This window comes from Roseobacter insulae, assembly GCF_019375555.1.
In the GTDB taxonomy this organism is placed as follows: Bacteria; Pseudomonadota; Alphaproteobacteria; order Rhodobacterales; family Rhodobacteraceae; genus Roseobacter; species Roseobacter insulae.
In genome coordinates, this window is sequence record NZ_JAHXDN010000001.1 from 886022 (window position 1) to 908752 (window position 22731).

Here is a 22731-nt window from a genome sequence, read left to right on the forward strand (position 1 = left end):
AACGTATGGGTCAGTAGCCGCGTTCAGGGTCAACAACGTTCCTGAGGTCTTCCCCCATTTTCCACCGTGTCACATTCTCACAAAACAAGGCCATTGACGCGGCATCCCAGGCGTCAAAGACACTGGAGCAATGCGGTGAAACAAGGGTGTTTGGCAGATCCCAATAGGGGCTGTCGGCGGGCAGCGGCTCGGTCTCGAAAACATCCAGCGCGGCACCCTTCAGTATGCCATCATTCATGGCTGCGCAGATAGCCGCAGCATTCACCACACCACCACGAGAGACGTCGACCAACACCGCTCCGGGTTTTATCGCGTCAAAAACGGCCCTGCCGAACAGATTGCGCGTACTGTCCAGCAACGGGGCGCTGACAACGATGAAATCAGCCTGTCCGCACAGCGCAACCAGATCGCCTGCCCCATGCACGGCGTCCACGTCCGTCATGGGGGCTGGGCGCGCCCGTGTGCCTATGACCGTCATGCCGAAGGCTTTCGCTCTTTTTGCGACGGCCCGGCCTGTGTGCCCAAGACCCGCAATCAGAACGGTCTTCCCAAACAGTGGCGTCATGCGCCTTGCAGACCAGACCCGGCGCATTTTGTCTTCCTGAAGTCCGGGGATACCCAACGAAAAGTGCAGGAAAGATCCAAAGACGTATTCCGCCATCATTTCAGCTGCAACACCAGCCGCATTGGTAACGGTTGTTTGCGCAGTATCCCACTTTCCAAGGTGATCGACGCCGGAGCCGCCCACGGCAATCCACGCCGGGCCGTGCGGTCCGAGCAGGGCTTTCGCTGGAAACGTTGCCGTGCCGTCGAAACGAATACTGTAGACAGCGTCGGGTTGTGCGACTTCCAGCAGGGCAGGCAGGTCGGTATACGTAGAACAGGCCGTCACATCGATGTCCGGGTGTGCCTTTGAAAGCTGTTCAATCAGGGCCTCCGGGTTTTGCGCATGGACGATGATTTTCACGGGCATTCCTTCCGGTTGGCAACAGAGTCTTCAAGGGCGGCGCTCAGGTCGGAGCCGAAGAGCCGCCCCAAAGCTGCATGCGCAGTCGGAAGTTTAAGATAACGCAAGGCTTGAAACAGCATTGCCTGATTGGAGGTGATAACGGGTTTGCCGGTGTCGGCCTCCAGAGCGCTGATGACTTCAACCGCCCGCATGTCAGTGCAGGACAAAACAATCGCGTCAGCCGCGGCGCTGTCGGCCTGTTTGCCCAGATCGAATACCTGCCGGGGCGTCATACTGCCCTGTCCCACGTTGTCGAGCGTCTCGCCGACATCCGCACGAGAGACCGTCTCGATGCCGAAGCAGTGAAGGAAGGCAATCGCCTGATCATTCAATACGCTTACGTATGGTGATGCAAATGCGATACGCGTCGCGCCCATATGAGTGAGGGCATGCACCAATGCTCCGGCGGCGGTCACCGTGTAGGCGCCCCCGTGCTGCCAGATCCGGGTGGCGAGATCGCGGTCGAACTCCGGCCCATGGGCGAGTGTCGCCGAAGTGCAGCCATAGATCATCACATCGGGTTGAACCCCTGCCAGCAGACGAATGGGCTCTTCCATGTCTGCTGCGCCCAAGGCGGCCATTTGATGCGCATCTGGTATTTCATGGGCATCGTATCCGCCCAATCGGGCAAAATGGACAGACACCCTCGGGGGACACATCATGGCCATATCCGGTTCCAGATTGGTGTTGGTGAAAGGCACGAAGACCCCAATGCGCGCTTGTGTTCTGGCATCTGAGTTCATCATGGGAGCCCTTGATTGCTTTGGGATGCCAGGACCCGGATAACGGATTTCATGTGAGTCTCCTGCGAAATTGTCAGGCGAAGACAGTTTGGCAGACCGTAGCCGCCCATGCCGCGCGCCACAAACCCGTGTCGGCGCAGCGCGGCATCCGCAGCCGTCGCATCAGCTTCCGACTTGAATGGGATCAGAACGAAATTCGTGTCGCTGGCGGGTGGCTCAAGGCCGAGATCTTTCAGAGACAGGCTGAAGGCGAGACGGATTTCTTTTGTCAGGCGCGTCGTGTGACGCATATAGGTGTGATCCGCTACTGCGGCGGTGGCAGCGGCCTGGCTGACAGAGCTCACGTTGTTTGGGGTCAGTATCTTTCGAAGCTGTGTGGCGACGTCAGGCGGAAAGTAGCCCCACCCGACCCGCATGCTGGCCAGTCCATAGGCTTTCGAGAGTGTCCGCAGAACGACCGTATCGCCGCGGTCGACCAGATTAAATGCTGACTGGTCTGTCCCGTCGGCGAATTCGCCATAGGCTTCATCGATGATCAGAAGGGTGCCATCGGCAAGGTCATTACGCAGGGCAATGAGATCGCTTGTAGGTATGCGTGTACCGGTGGGATTGCCCGGGTTGGCAATGAAAACAAGGCGGGTCTGTGCGGTCGACGTCGCCAGCAAACTGTCGATACTGACTTTGAAGCCATTTTCCTTGGCGGCAACAAGCCGCGACCCGACTCGCTCTGACGCCGTTCGGAAAAACGCATAACTGTACTCCGAAGCGAGCGCGATGTTTCGGTCATCCAAATAACATTGCGCCAAGGCCGCGATCAGCTCCATAGACCCGGCGCCGCACAATATGTTTTCCGCCTTAAGGCCATGGCGCCCGGCCAGCTCTGTCCTCAGATCAGACCAGTCCGGGTCAGGATACAACTGACCATACGCAAGCGCATTTTTTGCTGCTGCAATAGCCTGCGGCGACGGCGGACGGAGGCTTTCATTCTGAGCCAGGGAGATCATGTCTTGATCACTTGCGGCCGGCAGGCTGGCCAATGCATAAGGTGCCATTCCGGTGATATGTTGCAATGGGGGGATCATTCGGGTGGCTCCTCCGGGTCATGCTTGTGCAGCCGCGCCCTTGCGGCAGTAATGACACCATCCTCAAGATCTCTCATGACATGCTGGCGCAGCCGCCTTGCCGGTTCTCCGAAACCGCCGCCACCCGGTGTTTGGAAGATGAGCGTTTCACCGGCCGGAATCAGCACCTCCCCTTTTCCAGGAAGCGCCTTTCCGGATGTCTTGAAGGAAACCCGCCCGGTCGCCCCGTTGCCACCGCCCGCGCGCCCTTTCGCCGCGTGCACAAGACGTTCGACGGACAGGAAAAGCATCATGTCCTCATCATGCGCCGCGCGCAGTTCGATGTGTTGGCCCAACCCGCCCCGGAACATTCCAGACCCGCCGCTGTCGGGACGGAGCATGCGCCTGCCAATGATGACGGGTGCCGCCGCCTCGGTGGTTTCAACCTGGCTGCCCCAGACGCCGCTGGGATAGGCCGTGGCGGACAGGCCGTCCTTGGTCGGGCGGGCACCGGTGCCACCATTGTAGACAAGCTCAAGTGCAAACTTATTGCCGCCGGACAGCGCGGCGGAAGGGGCGTTTCGCAAGGGCAGGTCATACATGCAAGATGCGCCTTCTGCCGGAACCTTCTGTGGCAGCACCTTTGCAAGACATCCCAGCACAAGGTCAGGTGTCATCTGGCCCAGCGTGTGGCGCATGGCAACAGGTGCGGGCGGTTGGGCATTCAGGATGCACCCTTTCGGTGCAACGACGCGAAAGGGTTCGAGTGATCCGGCGTTGTTCGGAATGTCCGGGCCAATAACACACCGCAGGGCAAACACCGAATAGGCCGTCGCGTAGTTCAGCGGCACGTTGATACCCTTGGCCGAACACCCGTTCGTTCCCTCAAAATCCAGCGTGATACCCTCAGGGTCTACCGTCAGGGCGGCGCTAAGAGTGATAGGGCGCTCGTACCCGTCGACAACCATCGTGTTTCGGTAAGTACCCGCTGGAAGCTCTGCGATGGCGGCCAGCGTGCCAGCACGGGACGTATCGATAATGTAATCGGCAAGCGTGTCCAAATCGGTCAAGCCGAACTCGCGCATCATCTGGACGAGGCGTTGGGCACCCGTTTCGCAGGATGAAATCAGGGCGTAGATGTCTCCCTCATTTGCGATGGGTTCGCGTGAGTTGGCCTTGACGATGGACATCAGCAGCGCATTCACCTCGCCGCGATCGACAAGTTTGCATGGCGGGATCAGCAGTCCCTCGTCGAAGATGTCCGATCCCTCCGGCCCCATACCGAGTCCGCCAAGATCAACGAGATGCGACGTGCAGGCGGTAAAACCAACTACACGTCCGTCCAGGATTGCCGGCATCATCAACAGAAAGTCGTTGAGATGGCCCGAGGCAATCCAGGGATCATTGGTCATGAAAATGTCGCCGGCGCGCATTTCGGCGGCATCGAACCTGTTGCACAGCGTTTTCACCGCTTCCGCCATCGTGTTGATATGGCCGGGGGTCCCGGTGACGGCCTGTGCCAGCATGCGCCCCTCCAGATCAAAAATGCCGGCCGAAATATCACCGCATTCGCGGACGATCGGGCTGAAGGCGGCGCGTATCAGGGCCTGACCCTGTTCTTCGACGACAGCCAACAGCCGGTTCCACATCACCTGAAGCCGCGTGATTGACGTTCTGCTCATTCTGCGCCTCCGGCGGATGATTTGGTCAGGAGAAGATTGCCAAAAGAATCCACGCTGGCGGTAAAATCAGCACTGACGAGCGTGGTCGTTTGTGCCTCCACGATGAGCGCAGGTCCGGTGACCTGATCACCTGTGCGAAGTTCCGTGCGATCTATGATTTCCGCATCGACCCTTTTGCCGGACAAGTCACAGGTGATCTGCCGTCTGGTGCGGTGCGGTCTCGCCGGTGGGTGGCGGTGGATCGCCGCCGGGGTCCGGGGCCGCGTGGTGAAGATGCTGATACCCCAGTTCAGAACTTCGATTGTCATGCCCGGCACAGCCCGCGAAAACTGCCGGGCATAGCTGGTTTCGAATGCCCGGGTCAGGTCGGCGATATCCTCTGAGGCAAAGGTACGATCCGGCAAGGGGATCTCGATTTCATGGCCCTGACCCCGGTATCGCATGAAGGCGGTGCGCCGGCGATCAAGCCGCTGATCCGGCGCGCCCCGCCGCACAAGTGGTTCTGCATCCGCAATCATCTTGTTGAAAAGCGCATTGACGCCCTCGAAATCAAACTCCGACAGCGTGGTGTGGTGACTGCGAACCAGTTCGAAGCTCACCGGGGCAAAGAGGAAGCCAACGGCTGACCCGACCCCGGGGTCAGGCGGGATCAGAATGCGGGTCACACCCGCGCGGCGTGCGACACGCGTCGCGTGGAGCGGGCCATTGCCCCCAAAGGCAATCATGGTTCGGTGGCTCAAATCCTTGCCGGATTCCACCGCGTGCATCCGGCCTGCACTCGCCATGCTTTCATCAACAATCTCGCTGATACCGACCGCCGCCTCACCCGCGTTCAGTTTCAGGCGTTCGCCGATGGTCTCGTGCAATGCCACATCTGAGGCGTCAGTATCCAGCGTCAGTTTCCCTTCGGCAAATCCTGATGGGTCCAGGTACCCGAGGGCCAAATCTGCGTCTGTCACCGTGGCAGCTGTTCCGCCCTTGCCAAAGGCAGCGGGGCCGGGTTCGCTGCCTGCGCTTTGGGGGCCGACCTGAAGGCGGCCCAATCGATCGACCGTGGCAATGGACCCGCCCCCGGCACCGATCTCGATCATCTCCAACACAGGGATCCGAACGGGCATTCCGCTCCCCTTTATGAACCGTGCCGCCCGTGAAACCTCGAACCTTCGCGCAGTTTGCGGCCTGAAATCGTCGATCAGGCACAGCTTGGCGGTCGTGCCGCCCATGTCGAAGGACAGCACGCTGCGCAGATTGGATTTCCGGGCCGTGTTTGCCGCCAGAATAGCGCCGCCCGCAGGGCCGGATTCCACCAGCCGTATGGGGAATTTCCGAGCCGTTTCCAATGTCGTCATTCCACCGCTTGCCGTTATCATCAGGATCGGACAGATCAGCCCCTCAGCTTCAAAATATAATTGAAAATCAGTGAGGTAACGAGACATCAGCGGCTGGATATAGGCATTCGCAACGGTTGTGCAAAGCCTGTCAAACTCCCGGGCTTCGGGGCTGACATCACTGGACAGGGACACCACCATATCGGGCAGCCGGGCATGGATCATGTCGCGCAACCGGCGTTCATGGCTTGGGTTTGCGTAGGCATGCAGCAGGCAAATTGCCACGGCTTCCGTTCGGCTGTCTTCCAGCGCGTCAATCGCCGCCTGAACGGAACAATCGTCCAGCGGGATCAAGATGTCGCCCGACACGGATACCCGCTCTACCACGGTAAAGGACCGCGAGCGAGGCACGATCAGATCGGGCTTGTCGATGTTTATGTCGTACTGGCTGTAACGCCGCTCGTAACCGATTTCGAGGATGTCCCGAAACCCCTCGGTCGTGATCGTCGAGACCAGCGCCCCGTTTCTTTCAATCAGCGCGTTTGTGGCCAGTGTTGTCCCGTGCACGAAGCCTGTCAGATCACCAAAGGCAAGCTTCACCGCCTTGAGAACGGTTTGCGCCCCCTCCGCTGCGCCTAAGGTTGGATTTTTTGGCGTCGTGGCCGTTTTGGTTGACCCGAGGATCGTGCCGTTGGCATCCGCCAGGACCGTATCCGTGAAGGTGCCGCCGATATCGATGGCAAGACGCAACCCTGTTGTGGCGTTCATTTCTGAAATGGCTCATGTGTCGTGAGGGGAAAAGGCATGCCAAATGGCACGCGCGGGAGGCGGTCGGTCAAATTGCTGTTAAACGACCAGATCGCATCCCGTGGCGCGGCGACTGCAAGTGCTGAGTTTCAGAGTGGCAGGCATGCATGAATCCATTCGGGCGACGCCACACCCTCCGCCGGATTTTATCTTCTGTCAATTGAAAGAACTGCGCGCGTTTGCCCGTCGCTGCGGCGCTCTCGGCGGATCAGTTCATCCGGTGATGGCTTTTAACCGGATTGCCGACGAAATTGCCCGCCTCAACCGGCCGCCGAACGGCGTGTTTGCGTGGATATACGTTTTCCGCGCCCCGGGGAACCAACAGGTGTAGCGTATCCTGACGTCGACGAATGCCAATGCCTGATTTCTTGGCAACCTTGTAAAGGTTCACCAGCACGGTGGATTTGGACCAGCCCGTTTCTGCGACGATCTGGTCAACCGTTGACCCCTGACCCAGGGCATCAATCAGATAGGCCGCCACGGTGCCCTCCTCGGGTAGTGTCACGTCGGATTTGTGGCGCGCTGGCCTGACCAGAACCCGGTCCGCGTTACGATGAGACAGGGCGGCAATGCGGCCGGATCGAGCGAGTTCAAGTGTCATGTTGGATACCCTTCTTTGAAATCGTTAAAACAATGGCGTGGCGCGGTTCACGGCGTGACAGGTCGATTAGCGTGTTTTCCGCGAGGTACATCTGCTTTCTCTTCAACACGGCCCGTTTCCCGGGCGACCTTCTGCTGGACCTCCTTGCCGAAACCGTGGCGCCAACTGTGTCCAAGTTATGCCACATTTTTGCTCGATTTCAAAAACTTGTGGTCACCGTCGCCGCAGCGGAAACACTCGGCTGATTAGCTGCGGATTGAGGCTCAAAACAAACTTGCAGAGTGCGGTGGGTCGCCCCGTGAGATATCGTCAAGATATTGTAAATAAAAGAATAAAAATCTACTATTAACCGGCGCGGAAATTATTCTATCTTGGATAGAAAGTGTCAGGTATTTGACGAATCACGTGTTGTTTCCATAGGAGAACGCAGCGCTTAACGGGTGCCCGACCCAGGTCAAATTATGTCCGAAATGTGACGGCTTCACAGCCTTTCAGGCCGTGCCTCGATATCGTTCAGGACGGTGAGCAGTTCTTCGATCCAGCTGTCTTTGATACGCGTCGCGAATTGTGACAATGGCCGGTAAAGCGGTGTGAGGATGGCATATTCGTATCTGATGGGCGTTTGCAGGGGGATGAACCTGATCTTGCCTTTGCCGATGTCGAGTTCCTGCTCGGTCACAACTGTAAGCGGGTCCACAATTGAACAACAGTGTCCGGAGCTGATGAACGGCATCAGCGGTAAAAAGAACTGGCTGGCATTGACGACGTTCAGCGCTGCCCCCGCACGCTCGAATTCCAGCGCAAGCTTGCGCGACAAGGGGAGATTGCCGTGCAGGGTGCCCATCGGTTCATCGTGCAGGTCGCGGAGAGACACCACAGATTTTCGGGCCAGGGGATGATCGCGGTGAATGGCGCAGAAGCACGCCGCGCTGATGATTTCGGCGTGATACTGCGGTGCTTTCCCCACCGGGTCGTCAAAGTCTGCAAACCCGAAGTCAATGCTCTGCGTGCTGGCCAGTTCACGGATCTGCGGTGAACTGCGTGATGAAAAAGTAATTCTGAAGTTGCCATTTCCGGCGATGGTGTTGCTGATGAAGCGGGGAAAAATGAAGGCGGAAGGACCCGGCATTGCTGCAAGGTTCAAATGGCCCGACTGCGCGTTTCTCAGGCTTTTCATCGTGCCGGAGACGGTGGACATTCTATCAAGAATTTCAGTTGCTTCCGCCATCAGGTAACGCGCCTCGGGCACCGGGATCAAACGACGCCCACGGCGCTCGAAAAGCTGAATGTCGAGGCTCTTTTCAAGGTTCTTGATGGCAAGACTGATGGCCGGTTGTGTCCGCCCGAGCTTTTTGGCGGTTTGAGAGATGGAGCCGGATTCCATGACTTCGCGAAATACGTTGAGCTGGGTAAAGTTCATGCTCAAAGCATAAGTAATACTTTCTATAAGTGAAATATATTAAATTTGTTTTTATGCAATTTCTACCTAGGCTGAGGGCAATGACAAATCGGGAAAACCGATTCGCAGAATTATCAACCGGGAGAACATCATGACATTTACAAAAACCCTCGCGGGTATTGCTTTGGCGGGCGCACTGGCGTTTCCAGCCGCTGCACAGGACCCAACCTTTTTCCGTATCGGGACCGGCGGCGCTGGCGGCACTTACTTTCCCATTGGTGGGACGATCGCCAACGGTATTTCCGCGCCTCCCGGATCCCGGGCTTGCGACGAGGGCGGCCAGTGTGGCGTGCCGGGCCTGATCGCAATTGCACAATCCACCACGGCATCGGTTTTTAACAATGCCGCCGTTCAGAACGGAGAGCTGGAAGCAGGCCTCGCGGCGGCCGACGTGACGCGGTCAATGTATCTGGGCGAAGGCAAATTCGAAGGCAAACCGCACCCCAAGCTGCGCATCGTGGCTAACCTTTTCCCCGAGGACTTGCATCTTGTGATGCCGCAGGGTTCAACGATCAGCAGTCTTGGCGATCTGGCAGGCAAGCGCGTGGGCATTGCGCAGGCGGGCTCGGGCACGCAGGTCGCTGTTCTGCAGATGCTTGAGGCATGGGGTGTGACCCGCGACAACATGGACGAGGCGGAGCTGAACAACAGCCAATCCGCCGAACGTCTGGCCGACGGGCAGATCGATGCCTACTTCTATGCCGCGGGATGGCCAGTAGCCGCCATGGTGCAGCTTGCGTCGACAAAGGGCATGAGCCTGCATTCCTTCAGCGAGGAGGATCTGGCCAAGATCAACGAGATTATTCCGGCCTATATTCCGTCGAAAATCCCGGGAGGGGTGTACGAGGGTGTCGATGCCGATGTGTTCACCCCGGCAGTGTCGGCGATGCTGGTCGTGTCGTCTGACCTGAGTGAAGAACTTGTCTACGGGCTGACCAAGGCCCTGTGGAACGACAACACGCGCAAGCTGCTCGACAACGGGCACGCAAAGGGCAAGCAGATCACGCCGGACACAGCGCTTGACGGTGTTGCTGCCCTTGGTGTTCCGCTGCACCCGGGCGCGGAGAAGTTTTACAAAGAAGCTGGCCTTCTGAAGTAACCACCTGACCCTTCCTGGTCAAAAAAGCAGTTGGTGCCCCTGAACCGGGGGCACCGCGTTCTCTGTGTGCAAGCAGCTCAAAGGGCATCGACATGACGGACCACTCCCAGACTGACGATCATGTATTGTCCGACGAAGAACTTGCCGCAATCGAAGAGAAATATGACGAGGGTTCCGCCACCCGTCCCGTCGGGCCGACCACCGGCCATATCCTGCGCGCCGTATCTCTGATCTTTGCGCTTTATCATTTCATCACGGCGGGATTCGGTCTGCCTGCCGATCACTGGCATATGGGGTGGCACCTCGCCGGCCTGTTCATTCTGACCTATGCGCTGTTCCCGATCATCGGTGCACGCAGTCTATATGCGCGAAAGATCAGCGCTTTTCGCATTGGGAACATCCCGATCTATGATATCGTTTTCATGGCGCTCGGCGTTGCCTCAGCCCTCTATGTCGGTCTCGCGTGGCGCGGTATCCCCGGGTTGGGGATCGAGGAACAGACGTTCCGCATGGGTAATCCAAACAGCTACGACGTCTTTTTCGGCGTGGTGATTATTCTGCTCGTGCTCGACATTGCCCGCCGGACTCTGGGGTGGGTCCTGCCACTGATCATTTGTGTGTTCATTTCCTATGCGTTGCTGGGACCCTATTTCCCCGGGCTTTTGAAGCACCCCGGGGTCAATTTCAAAACCTTCGTCTCGTCGATGTATTTCCCGCAGGAAGGCATTTTCGGTGTCACGCTCTGGGTGGTCTCGACAATCGTTTTTCACTTCGTGCTTTTCGGAGTGATCGCGCAGCGAACGGGATTGGGGCAGCTCTTTATCGACAATGCGACCATTCTGGCGGGTCGTTACACGGGCGGACCGGCAAAGGTCTCCGTTGTGTCCTCGGCCTTTTTCGGCACAATTTCAGGGTCTTCCGTGGCCAACACCGTATCTACCGGGGCGCTGACCATCCCGAACATGAAGCGCTTGGGCTATCCCGGGCATTTTGCCGGCGGGGTCGAGGCGGCGTCGTCGGCGGGGGGCCAGATCACACCGCCGATCATGGGAGCCGCCGCCTTCATCATGGCCGAATTCCTTGAATTGCCCTATACCACGATCGTGATCGCCGCGATTTTTCCGGCGCTGTTGCATTACGTGGGTGTCTTCACCGTCGTGCACCTGATGGCGCGCAAGCTGGATCTGAAAGGGCTGACCAGGGAGCAACTGCCGCAATTCGTGGCGGTCTGGCGCGAAGGCTGGGCCAATATCGTGCCGCTGATCGGCCTGCTGGTTGTGCTCTTCTCTGGCTACACCCCCTTCATGTCTGCTTTCTGTGGCATCTCTTTGGCCGTGGTGGCGGGGATGTCCCGCTTCACGGAGCCACCAACCCTTGTCTACGCCGCCGCTTTCATTGCATTCGTGCTCTGGAAATTCTCGGACGGCGGGTTCGACCTGACGATGACGGCAATCCTCTGTACCAGCGCGGCTGTCGCAACCTTCAACCCGCAAACGCGCATCCGGATTCCGGAAATGGCCGCTTCAATGGAGCTTGGGGTGAAATATGCGCTGGCCGTCGGGGCCGCATCGGCGGCCGTCGGGATCGTGGTCGGGGTCATCAACACCACGGGCATCGGATTTCGCATCGGTTTCATGGTCACGCAGGGCGCAGGCAACCTGGCGTCAGACCTTTATGGCGTCATGTCTCTGGGCGGATTGGTGGAGCTGTTCACGGTACAGGACTTGCAACTCTTCATCTCGCTCGTATTCATCGCGATTGCCTGCATTCTGATGGGGGCCGGTATCCCAACGACAGCGCTCTACATCATGTTGGTCTCCGTGGCTCAGCCGGCACTGGCGCAACTTGGTGTGCCGCCCATCGCCAGCCACATGTTCGTGCTGTACTATGGTGTTGTGTCAGAGATCACGCCGCCGGTCTGCACCTCTGCCTATGCAGCGGCGGCCATCGCCAACTCCAATCCGTTCCGCACCGGGCTCTCGGCATTCTCACTCGGTCTGGGCAAGGTCGTGGCGCCGATGGCCTTCGTCTACGCTCCGGTATTGCTCTTTGTGTCCTCCACCGGGTTCGATCTTTGGGAATTCACATACACGGCGACGTCCTGCATTGCGGGGGTGGTGGCGCTTTCAGCCTCGGTAGTCGGCTACTGGCTGACACCAATGGGCCGCGTTTCGCGTGTCCTGATGGCCATTGCAGGATTGGTCTTTGTCGCGCCGTCACTCTTTGCTGATCTGATCGCCTTGCTGATCGCGGCACCGGTGGTCGTCGCGCAGGTCATCGCGCGGCGCGCTGCGACAACACCGGCCTGACACCATGGGTACGCCCGTTACAATCATCGGTGCCGGGATTGTCGGTATCTGTTGCGCCTTGTCTTTGCAGGCGCGTGGCATGCAGGTGCGCCTGATAGATCGCGGAGCACCGGGCCAGGAGACATCTTTCGGCAATGCTGGTGTCGTGTCCCCGTGGTCGATCATCCCGCAAGCGGTCCCGGGCATCTGGAAGAGCATCCCCGGCATGTTGTTTGATCCGTCGGGCCCTCTGTCAGTGCGCGCGGGCATCTGGCCCAAGCTGGTTCCCTGGGGTTTGCGGTTCCTCGCCAGTTCCGGCGAACGCACAACGCGGCGTACGGCAGATGCAATGGAGATTCTATGCAACCCATCGATACGCCTGTTTCGGCACCATCTCGAAGGGACCGGGCATGAAGACTTGCTGACCGACAGCTGTTACGTGCACGCATTTCGCAATGCCGCCAAGGCCAGCCTGTCCGATCTGGGGTATGTCATCCGGCAGGAAAAAGGCGCCGATCTGGAACTGGTCGGGTCAGACGCCCTGCACAGAATGGAACCGGCGCTGTCGCGTGATTTTCAGGCCGCCATCGTGATCAAGGGGCAGGCGCGGGCGCGGGCCCCCGGACGCATGGCGCAGGTGTTGGCGGAAAAGGTCATCGCGCAGGGGGGGGAGTTCGTACAGGCGAACATCACGGCGCTGGAACGCACCGAAGAACCTGGTTGGGTCTTGCGCACCTCCGGGGTGGATATCAGTGCCCAGAAAATCGTTCTGGCTGCGGGCGTCTGGAGCGCGGATTTGCTGATGTCAGCGGGCATCTCTGTCCCGCTTCTCGCGGAGCGAGGCTACCATGTGGAATTTCCGCACGCCGCGATTGAACTCAGGAATTCAGTCATGGACGTGGATGCGAAGGTCGTGGCCAGCAGCATGGAAGATGGCGTCCGGGTTGCGGGGACGTCGGAATTCGCGGCGATTGATGCGCCGCCCAACCCGCGCAAAAAGAAGTTGCTGACCCGTCAAGCCCGCGCGATGTTTCCCGGGTTGGATGGCGCAGGGGCGCGGTTCTGGATGGGCCGCCGCCCGTCCTTTCCCGACAGCCTCCCGGCACTGGGAGAAATCCGTCAGGCCCAAGGTCTCTTCGCAGCTTTCGGGCATTCCCACTATGGCCTGATGATGGCACCAAAAACCGGGGAGCTGGTTGCCGATATCATCGTCGGCACCAAACCAAACCTGGACCTCAGCGCGCTTGATCCGCAGCGCTTCTGATCCACCGGAAAGACAGGAAAACGTGATGATGACATATGCCGGCGGCCAGAACATCTGTGGTGCAACTATTGGTGTTCTGTGCCTGGAAAGCTACTTTCCGAAACCACCCGGCCACATCAAGAACCCCTCAGCTCTGCCCTTCCCGGTGCTTTATGAGATGATCGACGGCGTGAACGTGCCCGATCTGTTGCAGAACCCCTCGCGGGACATGCTGGAACCCTTTCTGGCAGGTGCGAGACGACTTGAACGTGAAGGCGTGCGCGCCATTACGGGAAGCTGTGGATTTTTAGCGCTGTTTCAGAAAGAGCTGAGCGCCGCGGTCGATGTGCCGGTGTTCTCGTCCAGTCTTGTGCAGGTGCCGCTGGCCTTTCAATTGGCCGGTGGGGTCGCCCCCGTTGGTATCCTGACGGCCGATGCAAGCGCGCTGACAGACAGGCATATGGCAGCCGTGGGTGCAGGCGGCGTGCCGGTGGTGGTTGAGGGGTTGGAGAACACGCAGGAATTCGCCGCCGTCATTTTGCGAAACGAGCGGCATTGCCTTGATCTGGAGAAGGTCGAACACGAGGTTTTGCATGCTGTCCGAGCGTTGCAAAAGCGATCGCCGGACCTCAGGTCGCTGGTGCTGGAATGCACAGACTTGCCGCCCTACGCGGAGCGTATTCAGAAAGAGCTGAAGATGCCGGTTTTCGATCTCACGACGCTGGCGACAATGGTACACAGCGTTGTCGCCCGGCAAGGCTACAGGGGCATCATGCCGTGGTAGGCGCGCCCGAAGGCGGGCAGCGCGGCCCTGCGGAAGACGCAAAAACGCGCCACGCATGGTGTCGTGGCGCGTTTAGGGTGAGTGCCGGTCGGGATTAACCGGGTTGGAAACAGAAGGCCAAGGGATAGGCCACGCGGCGCGTGGATGATCCAAAGGTGTTGTTGGGCGCGTTGAACGAGCCAACGACCGTGCGGTCCCATGCCGTTACTTCTACAGCATAGCCACATTCGATCGGGGGTTGCCCGCCGGTTGCGGCGATGTGGGCCTGCGTGATGTTGAACTCCGACAGCAGCACGTTCGTCGCATTCCCCGGAACCGTGCCTCCAAGGCTGATCTCTGCCCGGTCAGATCCGTTGTTGTCGAACACCGCATCCAGAGGCTGCACAACGCCACCGCCATCGCGGTCCGTCGGGGCGATGGTCTGCCATCCAACGACATTGCCACCTGTCCAGCGCAGGGTGTACCGCCAGAAATGCTGATCGCGCGCCCGCCCCAGAAGATCGAGGATCACATCGCTTGATCCCGCTGTAACGTCACAGTCGCTGACAACGGCGTCTGATCCCGAAGCGACACCAAGCGTCATCGACACATCACCCGTCAGGGGCATGTCCTTGCTCGCGGGCAATGCGTAATTGTTGTTGTCGATGCGCACGGTTTTCGGCGCTGAGACCGAGAAGGGCACGGCGCTGCCGACCTCGCGCATGACAAGCCGGAACCGGACAGTAACCGGCGGGTCGCCCGCTTCCACACCCGTCGCAAGAGCACTTGAGTTCCAGACGGCGAGGCTTGCGTCTTCGCCGCATTCATCGAAACGGCGGTAGTCCGCAAGATTGAACCAGCCATTGCTGTCGGGCTGGTAAAGCTGGCGGGGGTTGCTGACCGAGGGGACGCAGTCAATGATCGCGCTTGGGTTTCCGTCAAGCTGCCTGCGCCAGTTGGTCGGCACAGCCAGAGTGTTCGGATCGCCAAGTGCCGGAAAACCAGCGCCATCATCAAGCTCCACGCGGAATTCGTACTGCGGCAGGATCGGGCATTCCAGCCATGTTGGCATGGCGCCCTGAATACGAAGCGACCCGCCAAACGGGCGGTCACTCAGGCCCGACGTGTGCGCCAGACCACCGGCGATGTTTGTGATGTCGATGTTGCTGATGCGGGTAATCGAGGGGGCGCCGCAGGCAATCTCGCCCGCTGTCTGATGCAGGGCGTCAAGGCCGAGATCGAAGCTTGCGGGTAACAGAGACTTCAACAGGACCTCGTTGCGAAACCGCAAGGTCGGGCCCGGCTGAAGCGCATCGCCATCCGTGTAGATACCGTCGGCCCGCATGTCGATTTCGGTCGACATCAACTCCGATGGTCCTCCGGTCTGCGGGTCCACGCCGAAGGTATAGGCATCCAGTCCGAAATCGACGCCTTTCGACGGGATACCTGCGGGTAATGACGGCAGCAGCGTCTGATTGGATCTGAAAATCGCACCGGTTGACACGGACAGAAGATCACCGTCGATAAATCGCGGGCTCTTTACCGAGGGGGCCGTGCCTTCGGTCGAAAACAAGATATCCAGCTCGAATGCGCTCAGCAGTTCCAGAATGATCTGGGGTTGCTGTTCAAGTTCACGACGGCTGACGCCGCCAAGCTTTTCGATGAATTCGCGCCATCCTTCTGGTCGTCCCAGCAGGCTGACCGCATCCAGACCGATATCGTGACGCAAATCAAACCGCTGTGTCAGCGCGGAATTGGGAATGACGAGCCCGGTTGTGAAGATCAGATCGCCCGCTTTGAACTGATCGTTGGGATCGTCAAGCTCTGTCGAAAAGGCAAGGATTTCACGTTCACGATCTAAGGCGGCGACGGCATCAAGCCCAAAATCCACCTCGGGTATGTCGAAGCGCTGCAGCAACTCCCGGTTTCGACGGCAGATCGTCGTTGTGCTGCCATTGAAAGCCAGCAGGTCACCATCTGAAACGATGGGGTTGCCATCGGGGCCTTCGGCCTGTTGCATCGTGAAATCTTCGGACGTTGACAGCAGCAGGCCTTCGCAGCCAGCCCCCTGCGCGTGGGCCTGTGTGACGTTGGTGAAAGAAAGCGAAAGGCATAGCAGTATCGGTGGCGCAAAACGCCTTGAAAAAATATTCATAACTAAAACTCCGAACAATAATAACTTTGTAGAAAAGTGGTCCTTTTCTATCACAGATTGAACTTTTTTTCAATGTTGTGTCGGACTGAATTGCGGGGTGACCGGTAGCGAAGCCGCCGGGCCTGCCCGTATCTCCGCGATGCAAGCTTGCGGGCAGGAACGATGCAATCGGAGCCTTCGAAGTGGCATCCGGCAGCATAATGGCTTTTCAGGGCGCCGCCGGTGTTGATATCGCCTGTATCGCCTGAACCTCGGACAGTCTTTGAGGGTGCAGTGTTCCCGGGTCAAAATACAGCAGCCTATCGAGATTACTGGAGAGCCGGCCAAGCTCTCCTCGCTCCCTCAGCAGCTCGGCGGGCGTGGATGTGGCGCGCGTGAATGCCACTCCGGGGTCTTCGCCGACCTCTTCGATCAGGACAGATATCGCCCGGGCCATATCCAGATCCGCACCTGCGAGAGTACCATCCGCCAATGTCAGCCGATGCGCGTTTCGAAACACATCCCGGCCGTTGAGCGTGAAGCTTTCGATATCTGATCCGGCGGTCGCCATTGCATCCGTTACCAGAAATATCCGATCAGAAGGCGATTTCGCTGCGAGGGCGTTTCGCATCGTCGCGGGGTGTACGTGGATGCCATCTGCAATCAGCCCCGCATAGACGTCATCGCGCGCCAGAGCCGCACCGACCAGCCCCGGTTCGCGGTTCCCCATCTGGCTCATGGCATTGAAGAGATGCGTGACACATGACGCTCCTGCGTCGAAGGCAGCCATGCATGTGTCGTGATCGGCATCCGTGTGGCCAAGCGAAACGATCACCCCGGCGTCTGTCAGGGTTGTTATCTGGGACAAGCTTGTGCTTTCCGGGGCTACCGTCACCATCACGTTCGGAAGCCTGTCGCCCGCGTGCAACAGCAGCCGCAGGTCGTCTTCCTCCATGGGGCGGATCAGGTCGGGGTCATGCGCGCCCTTGCGCGTAACGGACAGATGCGGGCCTTCGAGGTGGATGCCTGCGATGCCGTCAACCCGCTGCGCGATCGCCTGTTCTACCGCGGTGATGGCCGCGCGGGTCCGATCAGGCGTATCGGTGATCAGGGTCGGCAATATGGCCACTGTTCCCTTACCGGTGTGCGCGCGGGCAATTGTTGCCAGTGTATCGACGGACTGATTGTCATTGAACATGATGCCACCGCCGCCATTGACCTGCAGATCGACAAACCCGGGTACGATCACGCCGCCGTCAAACTTGTGAATGTCGCAGTCCGGCGGCAGTTCGTGATGCAGAGGCAGAGCGACCTGCCCATCCTGCAGCACCGCCAGCGCGCGGTTTTCATGAAGCGTATGTCCGTCATGAATCTGGGCGCCAGCGTAGGCTTTCACGATCTTCGTCATACCGTTTCGGTGACCTTCTTGAGGTGGCGCGGTGCATCGGGGTTGATCCCCCGCGCAGCAGCCACGCGTTCAACCATCGCGTAAAAGCTGGTGATCATGGAAATCGGATCGGTCAGCGGGTGATCTGTCCGCACGGTCTCCAGTGACCGGGCCTGGGTGACATGCGCGGTGGTGGCAAAAACACTTGCGCCCTTGCGGGCCAGTTCATCAGCGACGCCGGCAAGGGCGGATTCAGCCTCATCCTGCGCGGCAAGCGCGATCACCGGAAAGCCTCCGTCCACGATAGACACCGGGCCGTGCAGAACTTCTGCGGACGAGTAGGATTCAGCGTGTAGCTGGCAGGTTTCCTTGAACTTGAGCGCGGCCTCGCTGGATACCGCATAGGCGGGGCCGCGGCCCAGGCAAAAGACCGAGTTTCGGTCACCAAGCGCGCTCCGCGCCTCTGGCCAGTCGAGTTGCACCGCTTTTTCCAGTTTCGCGGGAAGGTCATGGATGGCCGCGCGCAGCTTCATGTCTTCGGCCCACTCCGACAACAGCCAAATCCCGGCCACGGCGGAGTTCACGAAGGTCTTGGTGGCAGCGACACTCAGTTCCGGACCTGCATGCAGGTTCAATGCGTGATCGGACACCTCGGCAAGCGGGCTGTCAGGATGATTGGTCAGCGCGATGGACAGCGCGCCTCCGGCCCGTGCCATGCGCGCCATCTCCACGATGTCGGGGCTTTTGCCGGATTGGGAAACCGACAGGCACGCGCTGCCTTCAAGGTTCAGCTGCCGCTTGTAAATCGACGCGATCGAGGGCCCGATGGAGGAAATGGGTGTCCCTGTCAGCAGCTCGGATGCGTATTTGAGGTATGTCGCCACGTGATCGGACGATCCGCGTGCCACGCTGATCATATATCCCGGGTTCTGGTGGCGCAGGGCGTTGGCTGCCCGCGCAATATCATCTGCCCCGTTCCGTAATAATCGCTCAACCGCAACAGGGATTTCGAGCACTTCCCGACGCATTTGGGTTTCGGGTTTTGACATGTGGCAGGCCTATTCTTTCGCAAGGCGAAGCTCGGCTACAAAGTTGTAGGCATCTCCGCGATAGATGGATTGGGTGAATTCGACGACGCGCCCGTCCGCCAGGTAGGAGGTGCGCTCGATCCGCAGGCCTGCCTCTCCGGGTGTCACGTCAAGCAGGTCGGCATTCTCCTCGGCAAGGTTAACGGCAGAGATCTTTTGCAGCGCGCGAACCGGTCGCAGACCCGCGTCCTCCAGCACTTCGTAGAGCGACGTTTCGACCAGCAGCGGGTTGGGCAGCATATCCGTCGACAGCGATGCCCGCTCGATGGCCATGGGTTTGTCATCGGCTGTTCTGAGGCGCGCAATGCGCGAGACAGAAGCATCCGGCGACAGAGCAAGCGCCAGAACTTCGTCCGGCGATGGCATGAAGACGCCACGCTCCAACCAGATGCTGGACGATGCCATTCCGCGTCTGGACATATCCTCGCTGAACGAGGTCAATCGCGACAGTGACTGTTCGATCCTAGGGGTGTCTGACGCCACAAACGAACCCGATCCCTGCTTTTGCACGATGACTCCGTCTTCTGCCAGGGCCTGGATCGCTTTGCGTACCGTGACGCGCGACAGGTTCGTGATGGCAGCGAGTTCGCGCTCCGGAGGCAGTGAGCTGCCGGCTTTCAGAATGCCCAGATCAACGCCTTCGCTCAGCCGTTGGCGCAGTTGCAGATAGCGTGGCCCTCCATCGCTTTGCAGCCAGCCATTCGGCGACAAAAAGTCGGGAATACTCACAGCACCCCCTCCCGCGTTTCCGAGGCGGCCTTCTGTGCCAGTTGGAAAGCGCCGTCCAGCGCCGTGCCGCGCGATGATACCCGGCCGGTAAGGTGTTCTGTTGGTAGAAATGTCTCGTAATACGGTCCAACGCCTCCGGCCAGACACAGCGTATCTCCAGGCTGAAACTTTAAGGCGTCAAGGTAGCGCACAAAATGCTCGGCCCCGCGTTTCATGACCGACATCCCCCATGCATCGCCGGTAAGGGCGGCGGAGATGATTTCCGGTGCGAAGGTTCCGTAATCACCGGGCTTGGCGGTCATGCTGAAGGACACGATTGCGTTTGGATCGCCGCCGAATTTCGCAAAGAGCGATCTGGTCAGATCAGTGTGATCCGCGATCTTGTCGTGGCACAGCAAAACACGCTCCAGTGACGCGTGCGCCAACCACGCGCCAGACCCCTTGTCAGCGAGGTGAAAGCCCCACCCACCCACAAAGCTGACGTCGCCCGCGACGCAGGAGGCCGCGATCGTCCCCGTACCTACAGAGAGCAAAAACCCGTCGTGGCAACCCAGCGCGCCCCGGACCGCCGTGGGGCGATCATCTGTCACGATGCATTTCTTGAAGGGCAGGGCCGCAGCGATACGGGCGGAATCCGCGGGTGTCATCACGCCGGCAAGACCCACATGCGCCACCGCCTCTGTCAGAAGGTGTTCGGGAACGCTTGCCTGCGCCGCAGCATTCCGGGTTGCGGATATGACGCTGGCGATTGCCCGCTCAGGATCTGTTGCCGCATTTGCCCGCCCGCCATCTGCCTTTGCGATAATTCCGTCCGACAGCGTTCCAACTGCGACCCGGCACCCCGTGCCGCCGCCATCAACACCAATCAGAAAAGTGGAAGCCGAATGAGACATATAATACCTTTATAATACCTTTTTGCAAAAAGAAAGACCTTTTCGGCGATATATATGCGAATTGGTTCTTACGCCTAGCTATTTCTGGAGGAAAGATAATAATGGTAGACAAAAGGTATTTAAAAGGTATTAGATTGAAGAGGGGAGATTCGTATGCCATCGCCGACAACAGAGAGCCTGCCGAACCATGAAGCCGTGGATACGCTGCCAGCACCGGGTGCGGCGTCTTTCATGCTTGATAGCCAACTGGCGGCATTGGCCTCTGTTCGCGATGCGATATCAGATATCGTGAGAGCGGCGGAGGTCATGGCCGACGCGATCCGCTCCGGCAACAGATTGATTTATGCAGCGGCCGGCAGCTCCGGTTTGATGGCCTTGGCGGATGCTTGCGAAATTCCCGGAACCTTTGGCGTGCCGTCCCGGGCCATCCGCATTCACATGGCCGGAGGTATCCCGTCTGATGGTCACATGCCGGGCGCCACGGAAGACGATGAGGACAGCGCGCTGCGCGTTGCAGGTGATGTTCAGACGGGCGATGCCGTCATTCTGCTGAGTGCAAGCGGGACGACGCCTTACGCACTGGCCGTCGCACGGTCAGCGCGCGCAAAAGGTGGCACCGTGATCGGGATCGCAAACAACCCCGGATCAAAGCTGCTGGACATGGCGGACATCTCAATTTGCCTTGCCACGCCGGCGGAGGTGATCGCGGGATCAACCCGGCTTGGGGCCGGAACTGCGCAAAAAGCGGCGCTTAACATGGTGTCATCACTGATGGGGATCATGCTGGGTCACGTTCACGACGGCCAGATGGTCAATGTCGTGGCGGACAATGCGAAACTGGTTAAGCGTGCGGCAGGGATGGTTGCGCGCATTTCAAACGTCAGCGGCGCCGATGCGGAGGGTGCGTTGCACCACACCCGAGGCGATATCAAGGCGGCCATACTGGTCGCCAGGGGCTGCACGCCGGAGGCAGCCAAGGAGCTTTTGAAAACTCATGACGGGCAGTTGAAACGCTGCCTGCAGAGCCTGACAACCACGTAAAACCAAATAATCAAGAAAGGGAGAATATCATGAATAATTCCAAGCTGATCGGCGCCATGCTGGCGACAACGATGCTCGCAAGCACCGCGGCGGCACAGGATGTAACGCTGACGATTGAAAGTTGGCGAAATGATGACCTGACAATCTGGCAGGACAAGATCATTCCGGCTTTCGAAGCTGAACACCCCGGCATCAAGCTGAATTTCACACCGTCGGCACCCGCCGAATACAATGCTGTTCTGAACTCCAAACTCGACGCGGGATCTGCTGGTGACATCATCACCTGCCGCCCGTTTGACGCATCGCTGGCGCTTTTCGAGGCCGGTCATCTGGCGGATATCACCGACCTTGAAGGCATGGCCAACTTTTCGGCCGTGGCGAAATCGGGTTGGAGCACGGATGACGCATCGGTTCAGTACTGTGTGCCGATGGCCTCGGTGATCCACGGTTTCATCTACAACAAAGATGCCTTTGAGGAACTGGGGATCGAGGAGCCGAAGACCGAAGCCGAGTTTTTCGCGGCGCTGGACAAGATCAAGGAAGACGGCAGCTATATTCCGATGGCCATGGGCACCAATGACCAGTGGGAAGCCGCGACGATGGGGTATAACAACATCGGCCCGAATTATTGGAAGGGTGAAGAAGGCCGGCTGGCGTTGCTGGCCGGAGATCAGAAGCTGACCGACGAGGCGTGGGTTGCGCCCTATCGTCAACTGGCGAAATGGGGCGCATATCTTGGTGACGGATATGAGGCGCAGACCTATCCTGACAGTCAGAACATCTTTACCCTTGGGCGGGCTGCCATTTATCCGACCGGGTCGTGGGAGATTTCGGGTTTCAACGGTCTGGCGGACTTTGAGATGGGCGCGTTCTATCCGCCCGTGCAGAACGCTGGTGACACCTGCTACATCTCCGATCACACGGACATCGGGATCGGGATGAACGCCAACACACCAAATCCTGACGCCGCAAAGACCTTCCTCAACTGGGTCGGGTCGTCAGAGTTCGCGACGATCTTTGCAAATGCCCTGCCGGGGTTCTTTCCCCTGTCTTCTGCGCCGGTCGAACTGGAAGACCCGCTGGCGCAGGAATTCATCTCCTGGCGCGGCGAATGTGAAAGCACTATCCGGTCAACCTACCAGGTCCTGTCGCGCGGCACGCCCAACCTCGAAAACGATACGTGGAACGCTTCGGTGGCCGTGATCAAGGGTGAAGAGACCCCCGAAGATGCTGGCAAACGCCTGCAAGAAGGTCTTTCCAGTTGGTACGAGCCGCAGCAGTAAGCGTTGCTGAGATAACACTGTCCGCCCCGGAGGCTCACCTCCCTTGCTTCCGGGGCAGTCAACAGGTTCCCCCTCCAGACGTCTGATCCGGCA

18 protein-coding genes are annotated in these 22731 nt (G+C 59.1%); 6 read left to right on the top strand and 12 right to left on the bottom strand.

The genetic code is table 11. The features are described 5' to 3' along the window. Nucleotides 1-10: 10 nt before the first annotated feature. The 7 genes from KX928_RS04315 to KX928_RS04345 form a co-directional block, all read right to left on the bottom strand. On the bottom strand, nt 11-967 hold the full coding sequence (locus KX928_RS04315) for a D-2-hydroxyacid dehydrogenase (protein ID WP_308342160.1): 957 nt from the start codon (nt 965-967) through the stop codon (nt 11-13). Next, nucleotides 964-1755 (bottom strand): maleate cis-trans isomerase family protein, encoded by a 792-nt coding sequence (locus tag KX928_RS04320; RefSeq protein ID WP_219499390.1) that lies wholly within the window; start codon nt 1753-1755, stop codon nt 964-966. Before KX928_RS04320 ends, KX928_RS04315 begins: the two co-directional genes overlap by 4 nt. Next, a complete protein-coding gene (locus tag KX928_RS04325; protein WP_219499393.1) occupies nt 1752-2834 on the bottom strand; it encodes a pyridoxal phosphate-dependent aminotransferase in 1083 nt (360 codons plus the stop codon). Before KX928_RS04325 ends, KX928_RS04320 begins: the two co-directional genes overlap by 4 nt. After that, nucleotides 2831-4495: a hydantoinase B/oxoprolinase family protein gene (locus KX928_RS04330; protein ID WP_219499396.1), complete on the bottom strand. Its 1665-nt coding sequence runs from the start codon at nt 4493-4495 to the stop codon at nt 2831-2833. Before KX928_RS04330 ends, KX928_RS04325 begins: the two co-directional genes overlap by 4 nt. After that, complete coding sequence (locus tag KX928_RS04335; RefSeq protein WP_219499398.1) at nt 4492-6591, bottom strand: hydantoinase/oxoprolinase family protein; 2100 nt, start codon at nt 6589-6591, stop codon at nt 4492-4494. The genes KX928_RS04330 and KX928_RS04335 overlap by 4 nt, the downstream gene beginning before the upstream one ends. Before the next feature lie 247 nt (nt 6592-6838). Beyond that, nucleotides 6839-7231: a hypothetical protein gene (locus tag KX928_RS04340; RefSeq protein WP_219499399.1), complete on the bottom strand. Its 393-nt coding sequence runs from the start codon at nt 7229-7231 to the stop codon at nt 6839-6841. Nucleotides 7232-7712: 481 nt separating this feature from the next. After that, entirely contained in the window at nt 7713-8651 is a 939-nt protein-coding gene (locus KX928_RS04345; RefSeq protein WP_219499401.1) for a LysR family transcriptional regulator, read from the bottom strand. A 130-nt stretch (nt 8652-8781) separates the two neighbouring features. Here KX928_RS04345 and KX928_RS04350 point away from each other — a divergent pair, with 130 nt between their 5' ends. The 4 genes from KX928_RS04350 (at nt 8782) to KX928_RS04365 (ending at nt 14104) form a co-directional block, all read left to right on the top strand. Continuing rightward, nucleotides 8782-9789, top strand: a complete 1008-nt coding sequence (locus KX928_RS04350) for a TAXI family TRAP transporter solute-binding subunit (protein WP_219499403.1) — start codon at nt 8782-8784, stop codon at nt 9787-9789. Nucleotides 9790-9881: 92 nt separating this feature from the next. Further along, on the top strand, nt 9882-12098 hold the full coding sequence (locus KX928_RS04355) for a TRAP transporter permease (protein WP_219499405.1): 2217 nt from the start codon (nt 9882-9884) through the stop codon (nt 12096-12098). Between the two features lie 4 nt (nt 12099-12102). Beyond that, complete coding sequence (locus KX928_RS04360; RefSeq protein WP_219499408.1) at nt 12103-13341, top strand: NAD(P)/FAD-dependent oxidoreductase; 1239 nt, start codon at nt 12103-12105, stop codon at nt 13339-13341. Between the two features lie 25 nt (nt 13342-13366). Beyond that, nucleotides 13367-14104 carry an aspartate/glutamate racemase family protein gene (locus KX928_RS04365; protein ID WP_219499410.1) on the top strand — a complete coding sequence of 246 codons (738 nt, stop codon included), beginning with the start codon at nt 13367-13369 and terminating at the stop codon, nt 14102-14104. Between the two features lie 94 nt (nt 14105-14198). Here the strand turns inward: KX928_RS04365 and KX928_RS04370 are convergent, their stop codons facing one another. From KX928_RS04370 to KX928_RS04390, 5 genes are all read right to left on the bottom strand, one after another. After that, on the bottom strand, nt 14199-16238 hold the full coding sequence (locus KX928_RS04370; protein WP_219499413.1) for a hypothetical protein: 2040 nt from the start codon (nt 16236-16238) through the stop codon (nt 14199-14201). Between the two features lie 208 nt (nt 16239-16446). Then, on the bottom strand, nt 16447-17625 hold the full coding sequence (gene nagA / locus KX928_RS04375; protein ID WP_219499414.1) for an N-acetylglucosamine-6-phosphate deacetylase: 1179 nt from the start codon (nt 17623-17625) through the stop codon (nt 16447-16449). Next, nucleotides 17622-18653 carry an SIS domain-containing protein gene (locus KX928_RS04380; protein WP_219499416.1) on the bottom strand — a complete coding sequence of 344 codons (1032 nt, stop codon included), beginning with the start codon at nt 18651-18653 and terminating at the stop codon, nt 17622-17624. Before KX928_RS04380 ends, nagA begins: the two co-directional genes overlap by 4 nt. Before the next feature lie 9 nt (nt 18654-18662). Next, a complete protein-coding gene (locus KX928_RS04385; protein ID WP_219499418.1) occupies nt 18663-19421 on the bottom strand; it encodes a GntR family transcriptional regulator in 759 nt (252 codons plus the stop codon). After that, entirely contained in the window at nt 19418-20314 is an 897-nt protein-coding gene (locus KX928_RS04390) for a glucosamine kinase nucleotide-binding domain-containing protein (RefSeq protein ID WP_219499420.1), read from the bottom strand. The genes KX928_RS04385 and KX928_RS04390 overlap by 4 nt, the downstream gene beginning before the upstream one ends. A 153-nt stretch (nt 20315-20467) precedes the next feature. Here KX928_RS04390 and KX928_RS04395 point away from each other — a divergent pair, with 153 nt between their 5' ends. Both KX928_RS04395 and KX928_RS04400 read left to right on the top strand, forming a co-directional pair. Then, the gene (locus tag KX928_RS04395; RefSeq protein ID WP_219499422.1) at nt 20468-21355 is read left to right on the top strand and encodes an N-acetylmuramic acid 6-phosphate etherase; all 888 of its coding nucleotides are present in this window, start codon (nt 20468-20470) and stop codon (nt 21353-21355) included. A 29-nt stretch (nt 21356-21384) separates the two neighbouring features. Beyond that, a complete protein-coding gene (locus KX928_RS04400) occupies nt 21385-22638 on the top strand; it encodes an ABC transporter substrate-binding protein (RefSeq protein ID WP_219499424.1) in 1254 nt (417 codons plus the stop codon). Nucleotides 22639-22731 lie beyond the last annotated feature (93 nt).

What these genes read in the sequence shown, in the direction of transcription:
- KX928_RS04320 (WP_219499390.1), bottom strand. Translation starts at nt 1,755, where the DNA reads ATGATGAACTCAGATGCCAGAACACAAGCGCGCATTGGGGTCTTCGTG.
- KX928_RS04325 (WP_219499393.1), bottom strand. Translation starts at nt 2,834, where the DNA reads ATGATCCCCCCATTGCAACATATCACCGGAATGGCACCTTATGCATTG.
- KX928_RS04330 (WP_219499396.1), bottom strand. Translation starts at nt 4,495, where the DNA reads ATGAGCAGAACGTCAATCACGCGGCTTCAGGTGATGTGGAACCGGCTG.
- KX928_RS04335 (WP_219499398.1), bottom strand. Translation starts at nt 6,591, where the DNA reads ATGAACGCCACAACAGGGTTGCGTCTTGCCATCGATATCGGCGGCACC.
- KX928_RS04340 (WP_219499399.1), bottom strand. Translation starts at nt 7,231, where the DNA reads ATGACACTTGAACTCGCTCGATCCGGCCGCATTGCCGCCCTGTCTCAT.
- KX928_RS04345 (WP_219499401.1), bottom strand. Translation starts at nt 8,651, where the DNA reads ATGAACTTTACCCAGCTCAACGTATTTCGCGAAGTCATGGAATCCGGC.
- KX928_RS04350 (WP_219499403.1), top strand. Translation starts at nt 8,782, where the DNA reads ATGACATTTACAAAAACCCTCGCGGGTATTGCTTTGGCGGGCGCACTG.
- KX928_RS04355 (WP_219499405.1), top strand. Translation starts at nt 9,882, where the DNA reads ATGACGGACCACTCCCAGACTGACGATCATGTATTGTCCGACGAAGAA.
- KX928_RS04360 (WP_219499408.1), top strand. Translation starts at nt 12,103, where the DNA reads ATGGGTACGCCCGTTACAATCATCGGTGCCGGGATTGTCGGTATCTGT.
- KX928_RS04365 (WP_219499410.1), top strand. Translation starts at nt 13,367, where the DNA reads ATGATGACATATGCCGGCGGCCAGAACATCTGTGGTGCAACTATTGGT.
- KX928_RS04370 (WP_219499413.1), bottom strand. Translation starts at nt 16,238, where the DNA reads ATGAATATTTTTTCAAGGCGTTTTGCGCCACCGATACTGCTATGCCTT.
- nagA (WP_219499414.1), bottom strand. Translation starts at nt 17,625, where the DNA reads ATGACGAAGATCGTGAAAGCCTACGCTGGCGCCCAGATTCATGACGGA.
- KX928_RS04380 (WP_219499416.1), bottom strand. Translation starts at nt 18,653, where the DNA reads ATGTCAAAACCCGAAACCCAAATGCGTCGGGAAGTGCTCGAAATCCCT.
- KX928_RS04390 (WP_219499420.1), bottom strand. Translation starts at nt 20,314, where the DNA reads ATGTCTCATTCGGCTTCCACTTTTCTGATTGGTGTTGATGGCGGCGGC.
- KX928_RS04395 (WP_219499422.1), top strand. Translation starts at nt 20,468, where the DNA reads ATGCCATCGCCGACAACAGAGAGCCTGCCGAACCATGAAGCCGTGGAT.
- KX928_RS04400 (WP_219499424.1), top strand. Translation starts at nt 21,385, where the DNA reads ATGAATAATTCCAAGCTGATCGGCGCCATGCTGGCGACAACGATGCTC.